Annotated in this window: 17 protein-coding genes; 7 read left to right on the top strand and 10 right to left on the bottom strand. The window is 60.0% G+C overall.

What is annotated here, in order from left to right; genetic code table 11:
* Window positions 1-1,663 precede the first annotated feature (1,663 nt).
* Window positions 1,664-3,103: a helix-turn-helix transcriptional regulator gene (locus tag DW178_RS05100; protein WP_158574071.1), complete on the top strand. Its 1,440-nt coding sequence runs from the start codon at window positions 1,664-1,666 to the stop codon at window positions 3,101-3,103.
* A gap of 155 nt (window positions 3,104-3,258) precedes the next feature.
* Here the strand turns inward: DW178_RS05100 and clpB are convergent, their stop codons facing one another.
* From clpB to DW178_RS05055, 9 genes are all read right to left on the bottom strand, one after another.
* Window positions 3,259-5,958 carry an ATP-dependent chaperone ClpB gene (clpB, locus tag DW178_RS05095; RefSeq protein ID WP_118350016.1) on the bottom strand — a complete coding sequence of 900 codons (2,700 nt, stop codon included), beginning with the start codon at window positions 5,956-5,958 and terminating at the stop codon, window positions 3,259-3,261.
* 34 nt (window positions 5,959-5,992) lie between these two features.
* On the bottom strand, window positions 5,993-6,391 hold the full coding sequence (locus DW178_RS05090; RefSeq protein WP_118350015.1) for a heat shock protein transcriptional repressor HspR: 399 nt from the start codon (window positions 6,389-6,391) through the stop codon (window positions 5,993-5,995).
* A 2-nt stretch (window positions 6,392-6,393) separates the two neighbouring features.
* The gene (locus tag DW178_RS05085) at window positions 6,394-7,347 is read right to left on the bottom strand and encodes a DnaJ C-terminal domain-containing protein (protein WP_118350014.1); all 954 of its coding nucleotides are present in this window, start codon (window positions 7,345-7,347) and stop codon (window positions 6,394-6,396) included.
* Window positions 7,348-7,414: 67 nt separating this feature from the next.
* Window positions 7,415-8,107: a nucleotide exchange factor GrpE gene (locus DW178_RS05080; RefSeq protein ID WP_118350013.1), complete on the bottom strand. Its 693-nt coding sequence runs from the start codon at window positions 8,105-8,107 to the stop codon at window positions 7,415-7,417.
* Window positions 8,108-8,112: 5 nt separating this feature from the next.
* Complete coding sequence (gene dnaK / locus DW178_RS05075; RefSeq protein ID WP_118350012.1) at window positions 8,113-10,014, bottom strand: molecular chaperone DnaK; 1,902 nt, start codon at window positions 10,012-10,014, stop codon at window positions 8,113-8,115.
* A 525-nt stretch (window positions 10,015-10,539) separates the two neighbouring features.
* Window positions 10,540-10,728: a 4Fe-4S binding protein gene (locus DW178_RS05070; protein ID WP_042432023.1), complete on the bottom strand. Its 189-nt coding sequence runs from the start codon at window positions 10,726-10,728 to the stop codon at window positions 10,540-10,542.
* A 266-nt stretch (window positions 10,729-10,994) separates the two neighbouring features.
* On the bottom strand, window positions 10,995-12,017 hold the full coding sequence (gene hypE, locus DW178_RS05065; RefSeq protein ID WP_118350011.1) for a hydrogenase expression/formation protein HypE: 1,023 nt from the start codon (window positions 12,015-12,017) through the stop codon (window positions 10,995-10,997).
* 62 nt (window positions 12,018-12,079) lie between these two features.
* Window positions 12,080-12,511 (bottom strand): nickel-responsive transcriptional regulator NikR, encoded by a 432-nt coding sequence (gene nikR, locus DW178_RS05060; protein WP_118350010.1) that lies wholly within the window; start codon window positions 12,509-12,511, stop codon window positions 12,080-12,082.
* Window positions 12,512-12,517: 6 nt separating this feature from the next.
* Window positions 12,518-12,772 carry a hypothetical protein gene (locus tag DW178_RS05055; RefSeq protein WP_042432031.1) on the bottom strand — a complete coding sequence of 85 codons (255 nt, stop codon included), beginning with the start codon at window positions 12,770-12,772 and terminating at the stop codon, window positions 12,518-12,520.
* Window positions 12,773-12,835: 63 nt separating this feature from the next.
* Between DW178_RS05055 and DW178_RS05050 the strand changes: the two genes are divergently transcribed.
* Both DW178_RS05050 and galE read left to right on the top strand, forming a co-directional pair.
* A complete protein-coding gene (locus DW178_RS05050) occupies window positions 12,836-13,345 on the top strand; it encodes a hypothetical protein (protein WP_286168520.1) in 510 nt (169 codons plus the stop codon).
* 415 nt (window positions 13,346-13,760) lie between these two features.
* Entirely contained in the window at window positions 13,761-14,900 is a 1,140-nt protein-coding gene (galE, locus tag DW178_RS05045; RefSeq protein ID WP_114620587.1) for a UDP-glucose 4-epimerase GalE, read from the top strand.
* A gap of 121 nt (window positions 14,901-15,021) precedes the next feature.
* Here the strand turns inward: galE and DW178_RS05040 are convergent, their stop codons facing one another.
* Window positions 15,022-16,533, bottom strand: a complete 1,512-nt coding sequence (locus DW178_RS05040; protein ID WP_118350009.1) for an LCP family protein — start codon at window positions 16,531-16,533, stop codon at window positions 15,022-15,024.
* A 350-nt stretch (window positions 16,534-16,883) separates the two neighbouring features.
* Between DW178_RS05040 and DW178_RS05035 the strand changes: the two genes are divergently transcribed.
* The 4 genes from DW178_RS05035 to DW178_RS05020 all read left to right on the top strand — a co-directional run bounded on the left by DW178_RS05035 (window position 16,884) and on the right by DW178_RS05020 (window position 20,532).
* The gene (locus DW178_RS05035) at window positions 16,884-17,210 is read left to right on the top strand and encodes a helix-turn-helix transcriptional regulator (protein ID WP_286168519.1); all 327 of its coding nucleotides are present in this window, start codon (window positions 16,884-16,886) and stop codon (window positions 17,208-17,210) included.
* 401 nt (window positions 17,211-17,611) lie between these two features.
* The gene (locus DW178_RS05030) at window positions 17,612-18,397 is read left to right on the top strand and encodes a ParA family protein (RefSeq protein WP_118350007.1); all 786 of its coding nucleotides are present in this window, start codon (window positions 17,612-17,614) and stop codon (window positions 18,395-18,397) included.
* The gene (locus DW178_RS05025) at window positions 18,390-19,349 is read left to right on the top strand and encodes a ParB/RepB/Spo0J family partition protein (protein WP_118350022.1); all 960 of its coding nucleotides are present in this window, start codon (window positions 18,390-18,392) and stop codon (window positions 19,347-19,349) included. Before DW178_RS05030 ends, DW178_RS05025 begins: the two co-directional genes overlap by 8 nt.
* The gene (locus tag DW178_RS05020) at window positions 19,339-20,532 is read left to right on the top strand and encodes a helix-turn-helix domain-containing protein (RefSeq protein WP_118350006.1); all 1,194 of its coding nucleotides are present in this window, start codon (window positions 19,339-19,341) and stop codon (window positions 20,530-20,532) included. Before DW178_RS05025 ends, DW178_RS05020 begins: the two co-directional genes overlap by 11 nt.
* Window positions 20,533-20,680 lie beyond the last annotated feature (148 nt).

The raw sequence follows: 20,680 nt of genomic DNA, 5'->3' as shown, positions 1-20,680 counted from the left end.
CTTTCGCTCAAGCGCTTTCGTGCTTGGCGCAAGATTGAATAATACGCTCCTCCCCGGGCCGTGTCTAGGACTATTTCGCGTTCGGCGTCATCTTCACATTCTGCACATATCTGGGGTTCGGGAGGGGTTCGGGAGGGGTTCGAGGGCGCGTTGCGGCCTTTCCTATATATGGACGGCCCACGGCGCCCTGGGCAGGGTACGTTGCACTGTGCATCCGCAAGCCGTGACGGCGGGAGACGGAACGCGAGGCACGCGGCCTTCCCCGCACCTGGACGGCCTATACGCGGATGCGCTGCGGCGCGGCACGCGATCTCGCTGCTCTCCGCGGGCATATCGACGGGCAGTGGAGCTTGGACCAGAAGGTGTTGGGTCGAGCCGCGGCGACGGGAGCGCGGGGCTCTGCCCGACATGGCAGCGTTCGCAGCGGCGGGACACAGAGCGTTGGGCAGCATGGGGGCGGATCCCGGCGAAACGATTTGCCGCTTCGCGCTCTGCCTCCCTGCGATTCGATGGCCTATATATAGATGCGTCGCGGAGCAATCCCCGGACTCCCAGTGCGCCCTTATGGCGAATCGACAGACTGCGGGACTTTAGAGCAGAAAGCGTAGCCAAGCCATCGCGACATCTCATGGCAGCGAAGACGAGCGATTTGACGGGGGCAGAGAGCCCGGCGCTTCCCGCATTTGCGATATGCGTTCTCTTCGACCGTGTCGAGGATGCAAAGGGATATTCGGCCGGGCACAGCAAGGCTTCATAGATCCGAGCATAGAAGGTTGCGCGAACCTTTTCGCCTATACGCACAAAGAATGGAACTGAATCACCGACCCCCGATTCCGCTCGGTTCACGGTATATCGGCAAGCCCCCTTGCTCCATTCCCGAACCGCCTCTTGTTTTTTGAACACAAGAAACAAGAGGCGGTTCAAATGGGCAAGGGGGCGGTTTTAATATGACTAGCTTTAGAGGAGCGCCCTTAAGGCATTGCGAGGCCGAGCTCTTTCGCTCGCGCTGGATTCGCTCGTTCGGCCGAACAGCGTTCGATGCCGCGATATAGATATACAGACATATAGAAGAGGTTCGCCTCATGCTACCGCTGCTCTTGCGCTTGGTTCTCTTCCTATGCCCGTTTATCGCTGCCCGAACGTGCTTGCTTGTCGGCGCTCGAACTATGTTTCCTTACCTGAACGGCTAACCCCCTGAAAAAGAAGAGGCCCGCGAGAAGGGGGCTCGCGGGCCATGGAGGAGATTCGGAAGCGACGCTTAGTGAGGGGGATCGCCTGCGCGTTATGGGGATGCGCTCGACCGGAGGGGGTTGGTCGAGCGGCGTTGCGAGCTTCCGCGGATGTGCTATCGATTGTCAACGCTCCATCTCTTTCGTCGCATGAGCGCAAGCCGCAAACAGTTGGCGAAACGGCCTCGATTGAAATAGCATCCAGCCAAGGCCAAGGTGCAGCTTCGCTCTCGACAACATGGATAGTACGCCGGGTTAGGCAGCAACGCGCCACCCTTTGGTGGTTATCTTCGACTCGCTACACGGTTTTCTTTACTTACCCGAAAGGGGTGTCTCGGGTATTTCCGCTGGTCAGATTGTTATGCTTCTTTTTCTTGGGGAGCAAGCTCATTGTTAACCGCGTATGCTACCATTCCCCTGAGAGAAGGGGCGAAATGAAAACCGCAGCATCAGCGAAACTGGAGTCGAACCATAAACCTGCCGGCGACAAGCCGCGCTTTAGCGCCAAGATGACCGCGTTTGCATCAACGGGCATAGCGTGTCCGCTGGCTTGGGGCTTTTTAATCAACGCATTCGGAGGAGTCAGCCCCTCCGCCCAGCTTCCCTGGACGTTTTCCTATCTTCTGTTGGCAGTGGCCGTTTTGCTGTTCGCCGCCGTTTCACGCAAAGCACCAACGTTTTTCACCTCTGGGATTTCCGCAGCGGTTGTCGGCGCGTCCGGCGCGCTAGGAGCGCTGCTGCTCGCGCTTACGCTTACCGCAATCTCCTCGATTCCGCTCCAATCTGCCGCCATGGCCCTATGCGCATGCGTTCTTGGCTGGCTATACCTGCAGTGGGGCACGTTCTACGCGAAGCTCGATTTGCGCCATGCGGTGGTTTACCTGCTGCTGGCCAACATCGGGGGGGGGTCGACGCTGAAAGCGCTCACGCATTTCGTCCCCGTTGAGGCCCAATGCGTGTTCGCCATGCTGCTACCCGTCGCCTCGGTGTGGATGTGCCGCGTCGCGCTCACCGGCGTGGAGAACGCCAGCGCAGAAAAGGCCGTCATTCGCTTTGACTCCCACAACATGCGAGGGCTTTGGAAGGTAGCTGTGACCATTGCCGCGTTCAGCTTCGTGACCGCGTTCCTGGTGAGCAGATTCTCGGGAAACCAATCCCAAGTGCCTGCTGTCGACTTCTTGCTTGGGCGTCTGCTGGAAATGGTTATCTCGGGCATCGTGCTGTTCGTAGTGGTGAAGTTGAACAAACCGTTTAACTTCTCGCAATTGTGGCGCATCGCCCTTCTGGTGCTGGCGCTGGATATGCTCAGCCAGACTATGTTCCCTGAAATCACCGTGCTGCGTTGCGTGGAAAGCAGCGCTTGGGACCTTATCGTTCTGTTCGCCTGGCTTACCTTGTCCGACGTAGCGCAGCATTCGAAGCTTCCCGCCCCGTGGGTCTTCGGCATAGGCTGGGCCTGCTATACGGCGCCGTTCGCCATCGGATCGATGATGTCCCCTGCGTATTCAGGCGGCGAACACGATGCCGTGATCGTGGTCGCGTTGATGTTCGTGCTGCTGTTGGTGTCCTCGTTCTGCTTGGAAATGCGCGACCAGGATACGAAGTGGCTGTTCGCGGAATTGCGCGGCGAGCCGGTGAGCGCGCCGGCGGATTATCGAAGCCTTGAAGAACGCTGCGATGAGGTTGGCAAGCAGCACAAGCTGACGCCGCGCGAGCTTGAGATCATGCAGCTGCTGTGCAAGGGACGCACGAAGACGTATATCGCCGAGACGCTTTACCTGACCGAGAACACCGTGAAGGGCCACACGAAGCATATCTACTCGAAGCTAGATGTGCACAGCAAGCAAGAGCTGCTTGACCTGGTAGAGCGCTAAGCCCTGCGCCGCTGATGCGGCCGAAGGGCCGATGACGAGAAACGATGACCTCGCATGCAAACGAAGAGCGCCTGCCGAGATAGAACTCGGCAGGCGCTCTTTTTCGTTACACGCTTGCAGCTGCGCCGCGATAACCGCAACGCACGGCAGCTTGGCTAGTCGACCGGTACGGCGTCAAGCTCCAGCGGCGGCTCGACGCGGCACACGTATTCGTCAGTCGCCTCGTCGATGTCGATGAGCACATGGCTGCGATCGGGCAGCTTGCCCTCGACGATCTTCTGCGCGATGCGATCGACGATCTCGCGCTGCACCAAGCGCTTGCAGGGACGCGCGCCATACACCGGATCGAAGCCGTCGATGGACAGATGATCCATGGCAGCGGGCGTGACGTCGAGCGTGACGCGGCGATCGGCCAGGCGCTGCCGCACATCGTTGAGCTGCAGCTCGACGATGGGCTCCATGTTGGCGATGGACAGCGCATGGAACGTGATGACCTCATCGATACGGTTGAGGAACTCGGGGCGGAAGGTGTTGCGAAGCGCATCGTTGATCTTGTTGGACAGCTCCGCCAAGCTCTTCGCCGCCGTTTCCACATCGCCCTTCATGACGTTTTCCATGACGTCGCCCATGGTCTCCTTCTGAGCGTTCGCGCTTTCGTATTCGCGAATTGCCTGGGAGCCGATGTTGCTGGTCATGATGATGATGGCGTTCTTAAACGACACCAAGCGACCCTGGCCGTCTGTCAAGCGGCCGTCATCGAGCACCTGCAGCAAGATATTGAAGACGTCGGGGTGAGCCTTCTCCACCTCATCGAGCAGGATGACGCTGTACGGACGACGACGCACGGCTTCGGTAAGCTGACCGCCCTCGTCGTAACCGACGTATCCCGGAGGGGCGCCGATCAGGCGCTGCACGCTGAACTTCTCCATGTACTCGGACATGTCGATGCGCACCATGGCCTTCTCGCTGTCGAACAGGTATTCCGCCAGCGCCTTCGCCAGCTCGGTTTTGCCCACGCCAGTGGGGCCGAGGAACAGGAAGCTGCCGATGGGCTTGTTCGGGTCGGACAGGCCCGCACGGTTGCGGCGGATGGCGCCGGCAACCGCCGAGACGGCCTCATCCTGACCGATGACGCGCTCATGCAGCTTGTCCTCGAGATCGACGAGCTTCTCCATCTCGCCCTGCATCATCTTGGACACGGGAATGCCGGTCCAGGTGGACACCACCTCGGCGATCTCCTCCTGCGACACCTCCTCCTTAAGGATGGCACCGTCTTCCTGCTTGTCGTTCAGCGCCTGCTCGGCCTGCTCCAGCTTACGCTGCAGCTCGGGGATGCGGCCGTAGCGGATCTCGGAGGCCTTCACCAGGTCGCCTTCGCGGGTTGCGCGCTCCTCTTCGGTTTGCGCAGCTTCGAGGTCGGCCTTGAGCGTTTGGACGTCCTCGATGACGTCCTTTTCGTTCTGCCACTCGGCCTTGCGCTTCGACAAGGAGTCTTTCGCGTCGGCGATTTCCTTGCGCAGATGCTCAAGGCGTTCGCGGCTGACCTCGTCCGTCTCCTTCATAAGCGCCTGCTCCTCGATCTGCATCTGGGTGAGCTTACGCTCCGCCAGATCGACCTCCTCGGGCATGCTGTCGATCTCGATGCGCAGACGGCTGGCGGCCTCGTCCATGAGGTCGATGGCCTTGTCGGGCAGGAAACGATCGGAGATGTAGCGGTTCGACAGCTCCGCGCAGGCGACGATGGCGGCATCGGTGATGCGCACGCCATGATGGATCTCGTACTTCTCCTTCAGGCCGCGAAGGATGGCGATGGTGTCCTCGACCGTGGGCTCGCTGACCATGACCGTCTGGAAACGACGCTCAAGGGCGGCATCCTTTTCGATGTACTTGCGATACTCGTCGAGCGTGGTTGCGCCGATGGCATGCAGCTCGCCACGCGCCAGGGCAGGCTTGAGCATGTTGCCCGCATCCATGGAGCTATCGCCCGTGGAACCGGCGCCAACGATGGTGTGCAGCTCGTCGATGAACAGGATGATCTGGCCGTTCGACTCCTTGACCTCGCGCAGAACCGCCTTCAAGCGGTCCTCGAACTCGCCGCGGTACTTAGCGCCTGCGACCATGGCGCCCAGGTCGAGCGCAATGACGTCGTGATCCTTCAAGCCGGACGGGACATCGCCGGCGACGATGCGCTGCGCCAGGCCTTCGACGATGGCGGTTTTGCCGACGCCGGGCTCGCCGATGAGCACGGGGTTGTTCTTCGTACGGCGGCTGAGCACCTGGATGGTGCGGCGAATCTCCTCGGAACGGCCGATGACCGGGTCGAGCTTGCCTTCACGCGCCTTCTGCGTGAGGTTCTGGCCGTACTGGTTCAAGGCGTCGAGCTCAGGCTTGCTTTGCTGATCGGTGACGCGGGTGGAACCGCGCAGGGAGCTGTACGCCTCCTCAACGGTTTTCCCCGTGATGCCGAGGCCGTTGAGCACGCGGCCGGCGTCGCCCTTGTCCTGAGCCAATGCGATGAGCAGGTGCTCGGTGGTTGCGTAGCTGTCGCCCATGCGCTCCGCCGCCTTCACGGCATTGTCGATGACCTTCATAAGGTTGTTGCTGGGCATGGCCATAGGCATGGTGGAGCCGCTGGCCTTCGGCATGGCGGCGATGGCGGCGTCGACGTTTTGCGACAGCTGCGCCGGATCGGCGCCGATACGCTTGATGATGGCGGACAGATTGTTCTCCGATGCGTCCAGCATGGCCTTGAGCAAGTGAATGGGCTCGATGGTGCTGGATTGCGCATCGCCGGCAACGCCCATCGAAGCCTGGAAGGCCTCTTGAGCGGTAACGGCAAGTTTATCTAATCTCATGCGAACCTCCTTTGAATCGGTTCAACGCATTTGTTTACAAAAGCGAGCTGGGACGACGAACGACGATCGCCGTAGGCGACCGCACGAGGGAGTTCACGCTTTCGCGCGTTTCCAGCTCGTGCACGCGATCGGCAAGGCGGCGAACCCGTTTGTGCAGGTCGTCGATCTCCTGATCGCGATCGACCAGACGGCCCCGCAGATCGAGGATGCGGATGACCCCGGCAAGGTTGATGCCCTCGCCGGTGAGCTCGTTGATAAGGGACAAGCGCTCGATATCCGCCTGCGAGTACATGCGGGTATTGCCGCTGGTGCGCTGGGGCGTAACCAAGCCCTTCTGCTCGTATGCTCGAAGGGTTTGAGGATGCACGCCTGCCAGCTCGGCCGCTACACCGATCATGTACAGGGGCCGGTTGCGATCGTTCCATTCGGGCATGCTTACCAGCTCCTCACGTCATCGGGCGACGCCTCCAAGAACGCCTCCATGGCCTTTTGCTGCTGCGGGTTCATGGACTTGGGAACCTGCACTTTGATAGTGATCTTCAGGTCGCCGTTGCCGGAGCCCTTCACCTTCGGCGCCCCCTTGCCACGAACCGACATGACCGTTTGGTCTTGGGTTCCGGCAGGCACCTTCACGCGCACCTTCGTGCCGTCGGGAGCAGGCACGACCACGCTGGCACCCAACGCGGCTTCCGCCACGTTGACGGGCACATCGATGAGCACATCGGCCCCATCCCGCTTAAAGTACGGATGGTTCTGGATGCGGGTGGTGACCAGCAAATCGCCAGCTTCACCGCCCGACTCGCCGGGCGCGCCCTTGCCGCGGAAGCGCAAACGTCCGCCGTCGACAGCGCCCGCAGGAACCTTGACGGTGAGCATTTCCGAATCGGCGCGACCGGGCACGCGAACGGTGACGCGCTTTTCCGTACCGGAAAACGCCTCTTCGAACGTGACATTCAGCGTGACGTTCATGTCCTGACCCTTGCGCGGACGCGGCTGGCGCCCTGCAAAGCCGCTGGCGCCGGCACCGTTGAAATCCCAGTTCGAGCCGAACGCGCCCTCACCGCGGCGGATGCTTTCGAGGATATCGGCCCAGCTGCCGAAACCGCCTGCACCGGCGCCGCCGAAGATGTCCTCGACGTTCACGGAGCCACCGCCCCATCCTCGGGGAATCTGATTCTCGTTCGCCGTGCCATATTGGTCGTACAGCTTGCGCTTCTTATCGTCTGACAAGACCTCGTAAGCTTCGTTGATCTCCTTGAACTTGGCCTCGCTGCCACCCGCATCGGGGTGGTACTTGCGCGCTAGTTTGCGGAACGCCTTCTTGATCTCGTCGGTGGTCGCCGTGCGCGGAACGCCCAGCGTTTTATAGTAATCCGGAGTAGCCGGCATGCGCTCCACCTTCCTTTCTTAAGTAAGCACGAGGGCGGACCATACCGCCCGCCCTCGCAAAAGCTATCTATTCGTCTTCGCTCTCGGGCTTGGGCCTCTTCGGACCGCCCGTGGTGACGGTGACCATTGCGGCTCGGAGAACCTTCGTCCCCATCTTGTAGCCCTTCTGGTACACCTCATGCACCGTCTCGTCCGGCACGGACGCATCGTCGACCGTGGCGACCGCCTGGCACTCAAGCGCATCGAAAGCCTGGCCGGCAGGGTTGATGACCTGCACGCCACCGGTTTCCAGCACGTTCACGAACTTGCTGTGCACGGCCTTCACGCCGTCGATCAAGCCGGCCTCGCCGTTCTTCTCGGCGTAGTCGATGGTGCGCTCGAAATCGTCGATGACGGGCAGCAGCTTCTCGACCAGCTTCTCACCGGCGCGGAGGCGCTCCTGCTCGCGCTGCTCCGCCGTACGACGACGGTACGTATCCCATTCGGCATGCAGGCGCAAATACTTGTCCTGCCAGTCCTTCGCCTCGGCCTGGGCCTTCTCCACCAGCTCGTCGTTGGTGGGAGCCTCTTCGGCCTGGGCCTCGAGCACTTCCTCGGCCTCCGCGACCGTATCGGATGCGGTGGGATCCGCCTCGGGGGCGGCGCCGCCCTGCTGGGCGGCGCCTTCCTGCTTCACGTCGGACGCTTCGTCCTGGATGGGAATCTGGGTGCCCTGATCCTGCGTTGCGCGCTCAGGCTCGGGCGTGCTCTGCATCGTCATGGCGCTTACTTCCCTTCTTTGTCGTCGACGACCTCGTAGTCGGCCTCGATGGGGCCGTCATCGGACTGAGCGCCCGCTGCGGCACCGGCCGCCTGATCGGCGCCCTGCTGGCTATATGCGACCTCGGCCAGCTTGTAACCCGCCTGCTGCAGCTTCTCGGTGGCAGCCTTGATGGCCTCGATATCGGAGCCGGCCAGAGCCGTCTTCGCCTCGTTGATGGCCTCCTCGGCGGCGGACTTGGAGTCCGCAGGCACCTTGTCGCCCAACTCGTTCAGGGTCTGCTCGGTGGCGTTGACCAGCGCATCGCAGTTGTTGCGGGTCTCGACCTCTTCCTTGTGCTTCTTGTCCTCCTCGGCATGAGCCTCGGCATCCTTGACCATGCGGTCGACTTCCTCGTCGTTCAGAGCCGTGGAGCCGCTGATGGTGATCTGCTGCTGCTTGCCGGTGCCCAGGTCCTTAGCGGAAACGTTCACGATGCCGTTGGCGTCGATGTCGAACGTGACCTCGATCTGCGGCACGCCGCGGCGGGCAGCCGGGATGCCGGTCAGCTGGAACTTGCCCAGCGTCTTGTTATCCTTGGCCATCTGTCGCTCGCCCTGCAGCACGTGGATCTCAACGGAGGTCTGGTTGTCAGCTGCGGTGGAGTACACCTCAGTCTTGCGGGTGGGGATGGTGGTGTTGCGGTCGATCATCTTCGTCATGATGCCGCCCATGGTCTCCACGCCCAGGGACAGGGGCGTGACGTCCAGCAGCAGGATGCCCTCGACGTCGCCGGCGAGCACGCCGCCCTGAACGGCAGCGCCCATGGCCACGACCTCATCGGGGTTCACGGACATGTTCGGCTGCTTGCCGGTCATGCGCTTCACCAGCTCCTGCACGGCGGGCATACGGGTGGAGCCGCCGACGAGGATGACCTCGTCGATGTCGCCCTGGGACATGCCGGCATCGCGCAGCGCCTGCTCAACAGGCTTGCGGCAACGGTCCAGAAGGTCCTTGGTGATGGACTCGAACTCAGCGCGGGTAAGCGTGTAGTCCAGGTGCTTCGGGCCGGTGGCGTCAGCGGTGATGAACGGCAGGTTGATGTTGGCCTGCGTGGTGCTGGACAGCTCCATCTTGGCCTTCTCGGCAGCTTCCTTCAGACGCTGCAGGGCCATCTTGTCCTTGCGCAGGTCGATGCCGCCGTTATCCTTTGCGAACTTGTCAGCCAGCCAATCGATGACGCGATGATCCCAGTCATCGCCGCCCAGCTGGTTGTCACCTGCGGTAGCGGCAACCTCGAAGACGCCGTCGCCGAGCTCCAGGATGGACACGTCGAACGTGCCGCCGCCCAGGTCGAACACGAGGATCTTCTCATCCTTGTTCGTCTTGTCGAGGCCGTATGCCAGAGCAGCTGCCGTAGGCTCGTTGATGATGCGCAGGACCTCGAGGCCGGCGATCTTGCCAGCGTCCTTGGTGGCCTGACGCTGAGCGTCGTTGAAGTATGCCGGGACGGTGATGACGGCCTGCGTGATGGGCGAGCCGACCTGCTTCTCGGCATCGTTCTTCAACTTCTGCAGGACCATTGCGGAGATTTCCTCGGGCGTGTAGTCCTTACCGTCGATGTCGACGACGGTGCGGCCGTCCTTGCCTGCCTGCACCTTGTAGCTGACCTTCGCCTGCTCTGCCTGGGTTTCGGCGAAGGAGCGGCCGATGAAGCGCTTGACGGAGGAGACGGTGTTCTCAGGGTTGGTGACGGCCTGGTTCTTAGCGGCCTTGCCGACCACGCGCTCGCCGTCCTTGCGGAAGCCCTCGACGGACGGAGTGGTGCGGTCGCCCTCGGCGTTCACGAGGATCTCGGGCTCGGATCCCTCCATGACGGCCATGGCGGAGTTGGTGGTGCCAAGGTCGATACCCAGAATCTTGCTCATATGATTGCTTCCTCTCACTTGGAGTTATGTAACCGAAATCAGGTACTGCGGCTAGGCTCTAAGGGCTTAGCCTTTTTCCAACGATTCGTACTATAAAATCTAAGTCTGAGCATGTCAAGTTATTTACGAAATATAACTTTACGTTTTGTCAACACCAAAATGTCAGATGGGTTGATATTTCTCTATCAAGCTTTTGAACTGGGAAAACAATATCCTCTTCCGAAAAATGGCGCCCATACCGGCACAGAATCGCGGCTTGATCGCGAATGTAATGCAACTTGCAAGATCTCAGTCGCTATGCAATAGATTCCCAAAGGGCGTTTGGCACAAGACCCCCACGCCCGCTCAAACGCAGGCGCCGGAGACGCCCTTCCGTCTTCGCAACGCACGTTTCGGCCGTCGGACGCAGAAGGTCGAGCCCGCCTTGCAGCTCGGCCCAACCCTCCCGTATCGAACCCCCATACGCAACGAGGCCCTTGCCTATATATAGGCAAGGGCCTCGTTCAGTGCGATCAACGACAGAGGTTACTCTTCGACGACCTCGGGGATGGCGCCCATGGGGCACTCCTCGACGCAGTCGCCGCAAGCGATGCAGTTCTCCTCGTTCACAGCCTCGACAACGCCACCGTTGACCTCCAGGACCTCCTGCGGGCAGGCGTCAACGCAAATGCCGCAGCCGATGCACTCGTCAGCCACAATAACCGGATGTGCCATGGTAACTCCTTCTCGTCTATAAGCCCCGGCGAAATGCTACCGGGTCATACCCCAATTAAGCAATGCAGGCACAATACCACTACTGCCGATGATTGCAATACGAATCAGGAAAATACCCGGGGAGCGGTTACGACGGCGCTTTCGCAACGACGTTTAACCCGTGCGTCGCATCAAGCTTGACGCCTAATCCGCCAACCGAACACGCAAAAAGCCCCACTTCCCGAGGAGAAGCGGGGCCAAGCCGACCGGTTGTCGTCCAGACGCGTCTAGCAGATGCGCGGCAGCTGCTCGCCCACCAGCATATCCAGGATGCGCGTTCCACCGAAGGCCGTGCGCAGGAAGACCTTCGAGCCGCGCTCAGGCTGCGCTTCGGACACTTCGCCGATGATAGCGGCATCAGCGCCGTACTTGTTCGCGCGCATGGCCGCAAGCGCCGCGTCGGCGTCCTCGGGGGCGACGACGCATACCATCTTGCCCTCGTTGGCCACCTGCAGCACATCATAGCCGAGCATGTCGCACGCGCCTTGCACGGCGGGCTTCACGGGGACGGCATCCTCCTCTACCGTGATGTCGGTACCGGATTGCGCCGCCAACTCGTTGAGCGTGGAGGCAAGGCCGCCGCGCGTGGGATCGCGGAAGCAACGCGCGCCCGGTGCCGCCGCCAGCACCTCGGCGATGAGGTGGTTCAGGGGCGCAGCGTCGCTTTGCAGATCGGCTTTGAACGACAGCGACTCGCGGCAGCTCATGATGGTGATGCCGTGATCGCCCAGCGTGCCGCTGACCAGCACCTTGTCGCCCGGCTTGCACTGCGCACCGCCCAGGTTCACCCCCTCGCGCAGCGTGCCGATGCCCGCGGTGTTGATGTACACGCCGTCGCCATGCCCGCGGTTTACCACCTTGGTATCGCCCGTGACCAGATGCACGCCGGCCTCCTTGGCCACTTCGGCCATGCTAGCGCAAATGCGCTTGAGGTCCTCGATGGGGAAGCCCTCTTCCAACACGAAGCCGCAGCTCAGGTAGCGCGGGGTGGCGCCGCTGGTAGCGACGTCGTTCACCGTGCCGCATACGGCCAAACGGCCGATATCGCCGCCCGGGAAGAAGTGCGGCGTGACCACGAAGCTGTCCGTGGAAAACGCCAGGCGCTCGCCTTGCGCCGGTGCGGGCAGCACTGCCGCGTCATCGCCGCGCAAAAGCTCTTCTCCTGCATAGGCGGCGAAGAACACCTCGTCGATGATGCGCTTCATCATAGTGCCGCCGCTGCCATGGCCGAGCATGACCGTAGTATCCATTGCATTGCTCCTTATAAATGTGAACGGCCGCACGGCGTTCGATCCGCACGGCCGATGATCGCTTAATGGTGTTCGTGGTGATGTTCGGCGACGGTGAGCACGAGCTTGCCGTTTTGCACGCCCTTGGTTCCGAGGATCAAGTTCGCGATGCTCTGGACCAGCTCCGTATGGCCGCGCAGCACGATGACCTCCAAGCACATGTGCTCATCCAGATGCACGTGCATGGACGACACGATGTTGCCGAAGTACTCGTGCTGGATGGCATGCAGCTTTTCCTGCAGGTCGTTTGCGTGGTGGTCGAACACGATGGTCAACGACCCCGCAACCTCGACGCCGGGCATCGAGCACTCGTCCTCGACCAGCGCATCGCGGACCAGGTCGCGCACCACTTCGCTGCGGTTCTTCGCCAGCCCCCGTCGCGATACCAGGCGATCGAAGCTTACCAGCAGGTCCTCAGGCATGGCGACCGAGAACCGCATCAGGTCGTTCGCCATACCGGGCTACACCAGCTCGACCGTAACGCCGCCGGCGGCCTCCGCATCGTCTTCCAGCGCATCCTTCGCCTCGTCGAGCAGCGCGCGCACATCGTCGATGAGCGCCTGCGCCTCGTGCAGCTTCTTGGAAACATTCTCATAGCCGGCGTCGCCCGCCTTGTGACCCAGCGTGTGGGCCCAACGGCGCTCGAGCTTCAAATGGTCGTCGATCTGCTCGATCATCATCTCGAACTGACCGGTGTTGATGCCGTTAGTGCACATAACGTCCTCCTTTGTTTCCGCGACGATGGCTCCACACCGTTCGCGGCTATTTGCGTTCTTGGTATGATTCGGTTATACGGCGAACGCGTTTCAAGGGCAAGAGTGGGTGTGAAAAAAACCATGAGCGGTAACAAATACGAGGTCGCATTGGACGAAACCTGGGAGCTGTTCGGTCAGCACATGAGCGGCACCCGCGCCGGGCTGTGCTGCGTCATCAGCTCCGAACCGCTTTCGGAGGCTGCTGAAAAAGCGCTGAACAGTTCATTGGCAGCTTTGGGGTACGGGCATGACGCGTGCACATTCGTCGCGCCCGGCGACCTTGACCAGCAGGCCCTGTTCGTTCTGATCGAGGGCTTGGACCCGATCTGCATCGTAGCCGCGGACGGCAAAAGCGCCGCGCTCCTCGGGCAAGCGTACCACCTTGTCGTTCCCTCCGGGAAGGCAACCCGCCTGCTTGGCCGCACCGCCGTATCCTTCCTAGACTTCGGGTCCCTTTTACAAACGCCCCAGGATAAGCAAATCGCCTGGGCTTTGCTGAAAAAGCTGCCGAAATTCGGGGACAAGCGGGGATGATCGCGCCAGGTGATTGCGCAAACCGCAAATCAATGGTCGCCTAGCATTTACTTCATCGGAGCCTCGGAACGCAGCCGGCACCCCCCGCTTCGATATCCCCAAGAATGACGAAAGGCCGCGGGGGAGGCGGCCTTTCGTCAGACGAGCGAAACGAGGGGGAGGAGATATCGAGAAGCGTTATCTCCAACTGAGAACAGAATAGCGGCATATTTGTTCTAGGTCAAGAATAATCTTTGAACTCGTTCTGAACGGCGGCTTATCAGCCACGAGCGCTGCCGCTGTCTTCGACACGCTCATACGCGCGTGTTGCTTTCGAACTCTTTACCCGTAAGAGACCGCCGGACTGCTACCATGAAGCACATGAGAACGCGCTTGCGCGTACAGGGAAGACCTGCTCAAAGGATAAGGAGCTTTCATGGCAAACAAAGGACTGGCGAAAGACCAGAAGGACCTGAGCATCCTGGTCACGGGCGGTGCCGGATTCATCGGCAGCCATACCTGCGTCGAACTGATCCAGCGAGGCTACAGCGTGGTCATCGTGGACGACCTGAGCAATTCCAGCCAGATCGCCGTCGACCGCATCCGCAAGATCTGCGGCATCGACGCCGACGACGCCCAGCTGCGTTTCTACAAGCAGAACATCTTGGACCGAGAAGCGCTTGACGCCATCTTCGCCGAAAACGACGTTGACGCCATCATCCACTTCGCCGGCTTCAAGGCGGTTGGCGAAAGCGTGCAGAAGCCGCTGGAGTACTACTGGAACAACATCGCCGGCACGCTGGTTCTGTGCGATGTGGCGCGTAACCACGGCGTGAAGAACATCGTGTTCTCCAGCAGCGCGACGGTGTACGGCGAGCCCGAGTTCATCCCGATCACCGAGGAGTGCCCCAAGCACGACTGCACCAACCCCTACGGATGGACCAAGAGCATGCTCGAGCAGGTGCTCACCGACCTGTACGTGGGCGACAACGAGTGGAACGTCGTGCTGCTGCGTTACTTCAACCCCATCGGCGCGCATGAGAGCGGCCTGATCGGCGAGGACCCGAAGGGCATCCCGAACAACCTGCTGCCCTACGTCGCGCAGGTTGCCGTGGGCAAGCTGGAGTGCGTCGGCGTGTTCGGCGACGACTACGACACCCCGGACGGCACGGGCGTGCGCGACTACATCCACGTGGTCGACCTGGCCCGCGGACATGTGGCAGCGCTTGAATGGATGGGCGGCAAAGTGGGCACCGGCAAGGCGCTGGGCCTTGGGTCGCTGGAAGGTGAAGCAGCCGCCGACGGCAGCCGCCGCGGCGTGGGCATCTTCAACCTTGGCACCGGCAAGGGCTCGAGCGTGCTCGATGTCGTGCACGCGTTCGAGAAAGCCTGCGGCCACGAGATCCCCTACCAGATCAAGCCGCGCCGCGCCGGCGACGTTGCCACCAACTACGCCGCTTGCGACAAGGCGCGCACCGAGCTGGGCTGGGTCGCCGAGTACGACCTTGACCGCATGTGCGCCGACAGCTGGCGTTGGCAGTCCATGAACCCCGACGGATACGCCACCGAGCAGTAACCCGTTATCCATTGTTGAACGCACAAGGGCTCGCAATCCCATTTGGATTGCGAGCCCTTTTCGTTGAGAAGAAAAAGGGACACGGCTTTAAGTCGCGTCCCTTTGAAGATCATAGAAAGCGCTAGTAGGCAGAGCCCACGCCGGTTCCCGCTGCATAGCCGCCGGTTCCTGCACCTGTTGCGTAGCCGCCCGTGCTGGACGAGCCAGCAGAACCGCCGGTGGATGCCGCTCCGGAATAGCCCGTTTCGGCACCGTATGCGTTGGAGGATGCATCGGCATAGCCGCCCGTGGCGCCGCCCGTTGCACCGCCGTAGTAGGACGAAGAGCCGGTTCCACTTGCGGAGTAGCCGCTGCTATAGGCGGATGCGCCGCCCGTATCGTAGTCGTTGCCGGCATACATCCCGCTACCCGTAGCGGTACCGCCCGTGGAGGAGCCGCCCGCAGAGGACCCAGCGCCATATTTCTGCGCAAGCTTGCTGGTGGAGCCGGTGATGCCGCTGGGATCGCCGCCCTGGTCGACGACCTTCATCATCTCGGTGACCTTGTCCTCATCGGCGAACACATAGGAAACGCCGTCGACATAACCGGTGATAGAGGGCAACATGGCGGAATACATGAGCAGATCGCCGTCATCTTTGAACTGCTGCGCCAGCGAGATGATGTCGTTGACCTTCATGTCGGTGGTAACGCACTTCGCCGCAGCCTGGATAACGCCGGGCAGCTCGGTGACGGGCAGGGCCAGCACCTTGTCCACAAGAGCCTGGATAAGCTTGCGCTGGTTAGCCGTACGCGTGAAGTCGCCGTCGACGTAGGCGCGGCTACGCGCGAACACCAGGGCCTGCTCACCGTTAAGGTGCTGCTCGCCAGCCTCGATGATGATGCGCGGGTTCTCGGGATGATCGGTGGTATTGTCGGCATCGGTATCATCGATGCGCTCATCGACCATGACGTCGACGCCTCCAACGGCGTCGACCAGGCTGACCAGCTCCTCGAAGTTAACTTCGGCATAATGCGAGATGCTGACGCCGGTGAGCTGGGTTGCCTCGCGGATGGTCGCTGCAGCGCCGCCGTAGTTGTACGCGGCGTTGAACTTGTTCGTGCCATAGCCATCGATATCGATCATGGTGTCGCGGGGAATGGACACGAGCGTTGCCTGGTTGGAAGTCGGGTCGACGCGCACGACGATATTCGTGTCGGAACGTGCGCCGCCTTCGTCATCGCCCTCGCGCTTATCCGATCCGATCAGCATCATGTAGAACGGCTCGTTGAAGCTGGAGTTAACCAACTGCTCGTTGATGCTCTCCAACTCCTCGGACGTTTTACCGCCCGTATTCAGCTGGCTGTTCACGTTGTTGTACCAAACGGCGAACGCGGTTCCGCATCCGATAAGGGCGACGATCAGCGCGCAGCACACGCCAAGGGCGATCTTCTTGCCCTTGGAAGACTTGCGCGAACGCTGCGCCGAATACTGCGGGTTCGAACGCGAATACTGCGACGCGCCCGCCTGATTGCGAAACGCGTTGTTTGCGCCAGGACCTTGGGAGCCGGGAGTGAACGCCGGACGGTAGCCGGCGGGCACCTGGGAAGCTAGCGGATCGTTCGCTTGGGGACGGCGGTTCTTTTTGAATGCCATGCAAGATCTCCTCACAGCAGTCCGTTCGGGCCTGCGTTACCTTCTTCCGCACCGCACAGATTCCATGCGGCTCCCCACCGGCATGGTGCCTACGCTACCCGATTTCAACTTTCCTTCAGCGGCTTGGCGAACGCTCACAACCGTGCACCAGGCCCCAATTAATCATCGTGCATTGTATCATCCCAGATTGGCAACCATAAAAATGGCATGCGACGGAAACAGGGTGTTCACGGGAGCTCGCCCTATCCCGCTCCTATATTTAGGTTGCAGCGCGGCTTTTCTTGAAAAATACCCCCGGAACGTAACCGCTGGGTTACGGCATTGCGTAATCATGCCGTTACGCTCGATGCATGCAGACTTCCGTCCCACATATCGATGAGCTGGCGACTACACCGAACGACGAGCCGAAGATGGCCGTCACACTCGGACGTAACGTGAAGCGTCTTCGTGAACGGGGCCGAATCAACAAGACCTGCTTCGCGGCCATGGTCGGCATCGGCCGGCCGCAGCTCAACAAGATCGAGAAAGGCACGGCGAACGTTCGCCTTTCGATGGTCGAGGAGCTTGCGGATGCGCTTGAGACCACGCCGGAGAAGCTGCTGTTCGAGCAGTTCGATCCGACAAGCATCGCCATCCCGCGCAAAGCCCCCGATTGGCAGTTCGATCCGTATTCATGAACCAACGCGATCGCATTCATAATGCCTAGGTGTGGGGAATTTCGCATGCGTTCACCATTCCCTACCCCCATTCGCGCGTTTTAGGCTATAATGCCGACACGGTATAGCAGGAGCGCCTACCAAGCATGCGGGTGTCGCCAAGTGGTAAGGCACGAGCTTCCCAAGCTGGTATCACGGTGAAGCATTGCGAAACACGTGAAATGTGCTTTCGCTAAATCCCCAGTTCAGAATATGCTTTTTTGAAACCTCTGAACGTCTTCGATTTCCTTCTCGATTTCTGCAACCCCGAATTTTCCAGTACGCTTCCAGTATTTGCGAAACGTACGACTCATTCGCACATTCATTGAATGGGTTGCCTGACCTCCACGACGTGGCACATGCCACAAGAATGGAGGCGCATCATGACGTGCAAAACAATAGCGGTAGCGAATCAAAAAGGAGGGACAGGAAAGACCGCCACAACGCTCAGTCTCGGCATTGCTTTAGCTAAGCTCGATAAGCGTGTGTTGCTGGTGGACACGGATCCCCAAGGAGATCTGACCAAATCGCTCGGCTGGTCAAACCCCGATTCTTTAGAGATCACCGTCGCCAATCACATCCAGGCGGTTATTGACGGCATAGATCTGCAGGCCAAGGAAGGAATACTCAGCCACAAAGAGGGCATCGACCTAATGCCTGCCAACATCGATCTTGCCAGCATGGAGATGGGCATCTTCATGGCGATGTCGCGTGAGCAGATTCTCAACACCTGGCTTTCCTGCATCAAGGATAGCTACGATTACGTCCTTATCGATTGCGCGCCGACGCTCGGCATCTTGCCCGTGAATGCGTTCGTCGCATCAGACAGCGTGCTCATTCCGGTCTCGGCTGAATTCTTACCGGCATCCGCTATGACCGAGCTCCTGAAGACAATCAACAGGGTGAAGCGGCAGATCAACCCCTCTCTTGATGTCGAAGGGATACTGATCACGCTCTTCGACACCAGAAACAACCTTGCCCGCGAGGTGGAACAGACCATCCGCAGCCAATACGGGGATACCTATCGCGTATTCGATTCAATCATCCCCCGAGCCGTATCAGCCGCAGAAACACCTGCCGTCGGCGTAAGCATCTTCGCTTATGACAAACGAGGCAAAGTTGCTACCGCCTTCACCAGCCTTGCGGATGAGGTGGTCTGCAATGGCTAAGAAGAGAGTGAACATTAGCCTTCCATCAGTAGACGAGCTCTTCACCTCGCAGGTCGAGCGAGACTCGAAGGGAAGCAGCGTCATCCAATTGCTGCCGGTCGCCTCGATCATACCTTTTCCCAACCATCCCTTCGGCGTGCGTGACGATCAGGATATGGAACAGCTCGTCGAGAGCATTCAGGAGCACGGCATCCTATCGCCCCTGACTGTGCGAGCTGCAAGCGATGGGGCGTTCGAACTCATAAGCGGTCACAGAAGAAAGCATGCAGCCGAGATAGCGGGGCTGGTCGATGTGCCGTGCATCGTAAAGGACCTCACCGACGATGAGGCCGTCATCGCAATGGTGGATTCGAATCTGCAAAGGGAGACCATCCTGCCGAGCGAACGGGCATTCGCTTATTCGATGCGCCTTGAGGCTATGAAGCATCAAGGGAAACGCTCCGATTTAACTTCTGCGCAAGTTGCGCAGAAGTTGGACGGCAGGTGGTCACGGGATATCCTCGCTGAAGAGCTGGGCGTTAGCAAGGATATGATCCGGCGCTACATCCGCCTTACCAATCTTATTCCAGAACTGCTTGCTCTCGTAGATGCGGGTCGCATGAAGATGCAGCCCGCGATAGCGATCAGCTACCTCAAAGAAGACGAGCAGCAATGGCTCCTCGAAGCGATAGGCTCTCAAGCCTGCACGCCGTCCCATGCCCAAGCAGTCAAGATGCGCCGCTATTCCGAAGACGGAACCCTAACGGCAGCGCTTGTCCACTCCATTATGGAAGAGGAAAAACCCAATCAGGTCGAGCAGTTCAAGATCCCAAGGAAGAGCATCTCGCGCTTCTTCAAAGAAGGCATGAGCAATATGGAGATGAGCGCGCGCATCATCAAAGCCTTGGAGCTACTTGAAGCAGCCGAGGCAAAGCGCGACTGGCTGGCCGAGGAAGAGGTGCATGATGGGTAACATGATGCACCGTGGGAAAGGATCGTTTACCCACGTCGAGAACACGGTCTTCTTCGATCACGCCCTGAGCCTCAAGGCCAAGGGAATCTACTGTCAGATTCGCTCACTTGAGAACAATCCGGAATGGGTCTTCACCATTCGCGGCTTCGCAACGCTCGTTAAGGATGGAGTGGACGCCGTGACAGCCGGGCTCAAGGAGCTGGAAAGCGCAGGTTACATAATCAGAGCGAGGCGACGAAGCGAGAACGGACGCTTCCTCAAGGCCGAGGAGGCCACATGGATCACGCTCGATGACCCGGCAATGTATGCGAACGTAGCCGCCGAATTGAAGGAGGAAGGATACGCGATCCTCTCTGACTTCAAGCGCGATCCTGCCACCAACGTGGAGTTCGAGTTGGAAAACGATTTTCCTTCTGGAGGTACGGATGGCCCCAAGAATTCCCAGCTCGGCACCAGAACGGGAAAATCCGTATCTGGAAATCCCATATCTGGGAAAACCATATCTGGGAAATCGGACCCAATAAATTACTTATCCGATAAACAGACTGATGAAGATAAACCCCTCTCTTGTCCCCCCGAGACAGAACCAGGATCAGACCGCGAAGAAGAGAAGGGTGATTTTGAAGCTTTCAGAAAGGGAGAGTTCACGGAGCCTTTCGAGGAGCTGTGCAAGATGTCCATCAAGCCGGTCTCCTCGCTCAAGTTCAAGCGCGATTGCTTCGAGGCATGGAAGCGGAAGGTCGCAGACGGCTACACACCAGAACAGATAATCCGCGCTTACGATGCCTATGCAAAGTCCTACTGGATGCGAAACGCAGATGACAAGAAGCTCGCGAAGAACCTCATTCGCTGGCTCGAAGGAGAGGGAGGGCTCGGAGCTTTTGCTGACGAGCCGATACCGCCGAGTCTTCTCGGGCATGACGGCAAGCCGCTCACCATGGAGGAGCTTGCCGATGCCGACCCGGATTTCGCACCTCTCTGGAACAAGCTCAAGAGCGCCCGCTGCGTCGTGCTCTCGCTCATGATCGCCGACACGGAAGAGCGGCCTTCACAAGAGGAGCTGGATGAGGCCTGCGACAAAGACAGACAATTCCAGCGATGCCTGGCAAAGTGCAAGGAGCGATACGAAAGGTACTTGAAGCTCTTCGAGCTATTCAACGAGAAGGGTCAGGATAGTGATTAATCGATGTTTTCGACTTCCATATAGCCATGCTTTCCGTGTCGCTTGGTGCACCCGAAGCGCATCGGCAAGCCAATCGGGAATATAATTGAGGGGTCACGCTAACTGAATACGTACACCAAATACCGGACAGAGGGGCATCTGCCGTATT

The sequence above is a fragment of the Eggerthella sp. AM16-19 genome (assembly GCF_003474385.1).
Lineage (GTDB): Bacteria > Actinomycetota > Coriobacteriia > Coriobacteriales > Eggerthellaceae > Senegalimassilia.
The sequence above is the reverse complement of the archived record's forward strand: the minus strand, read 5'-3'. Positions and strand labels throughout refer to the sequence as shown.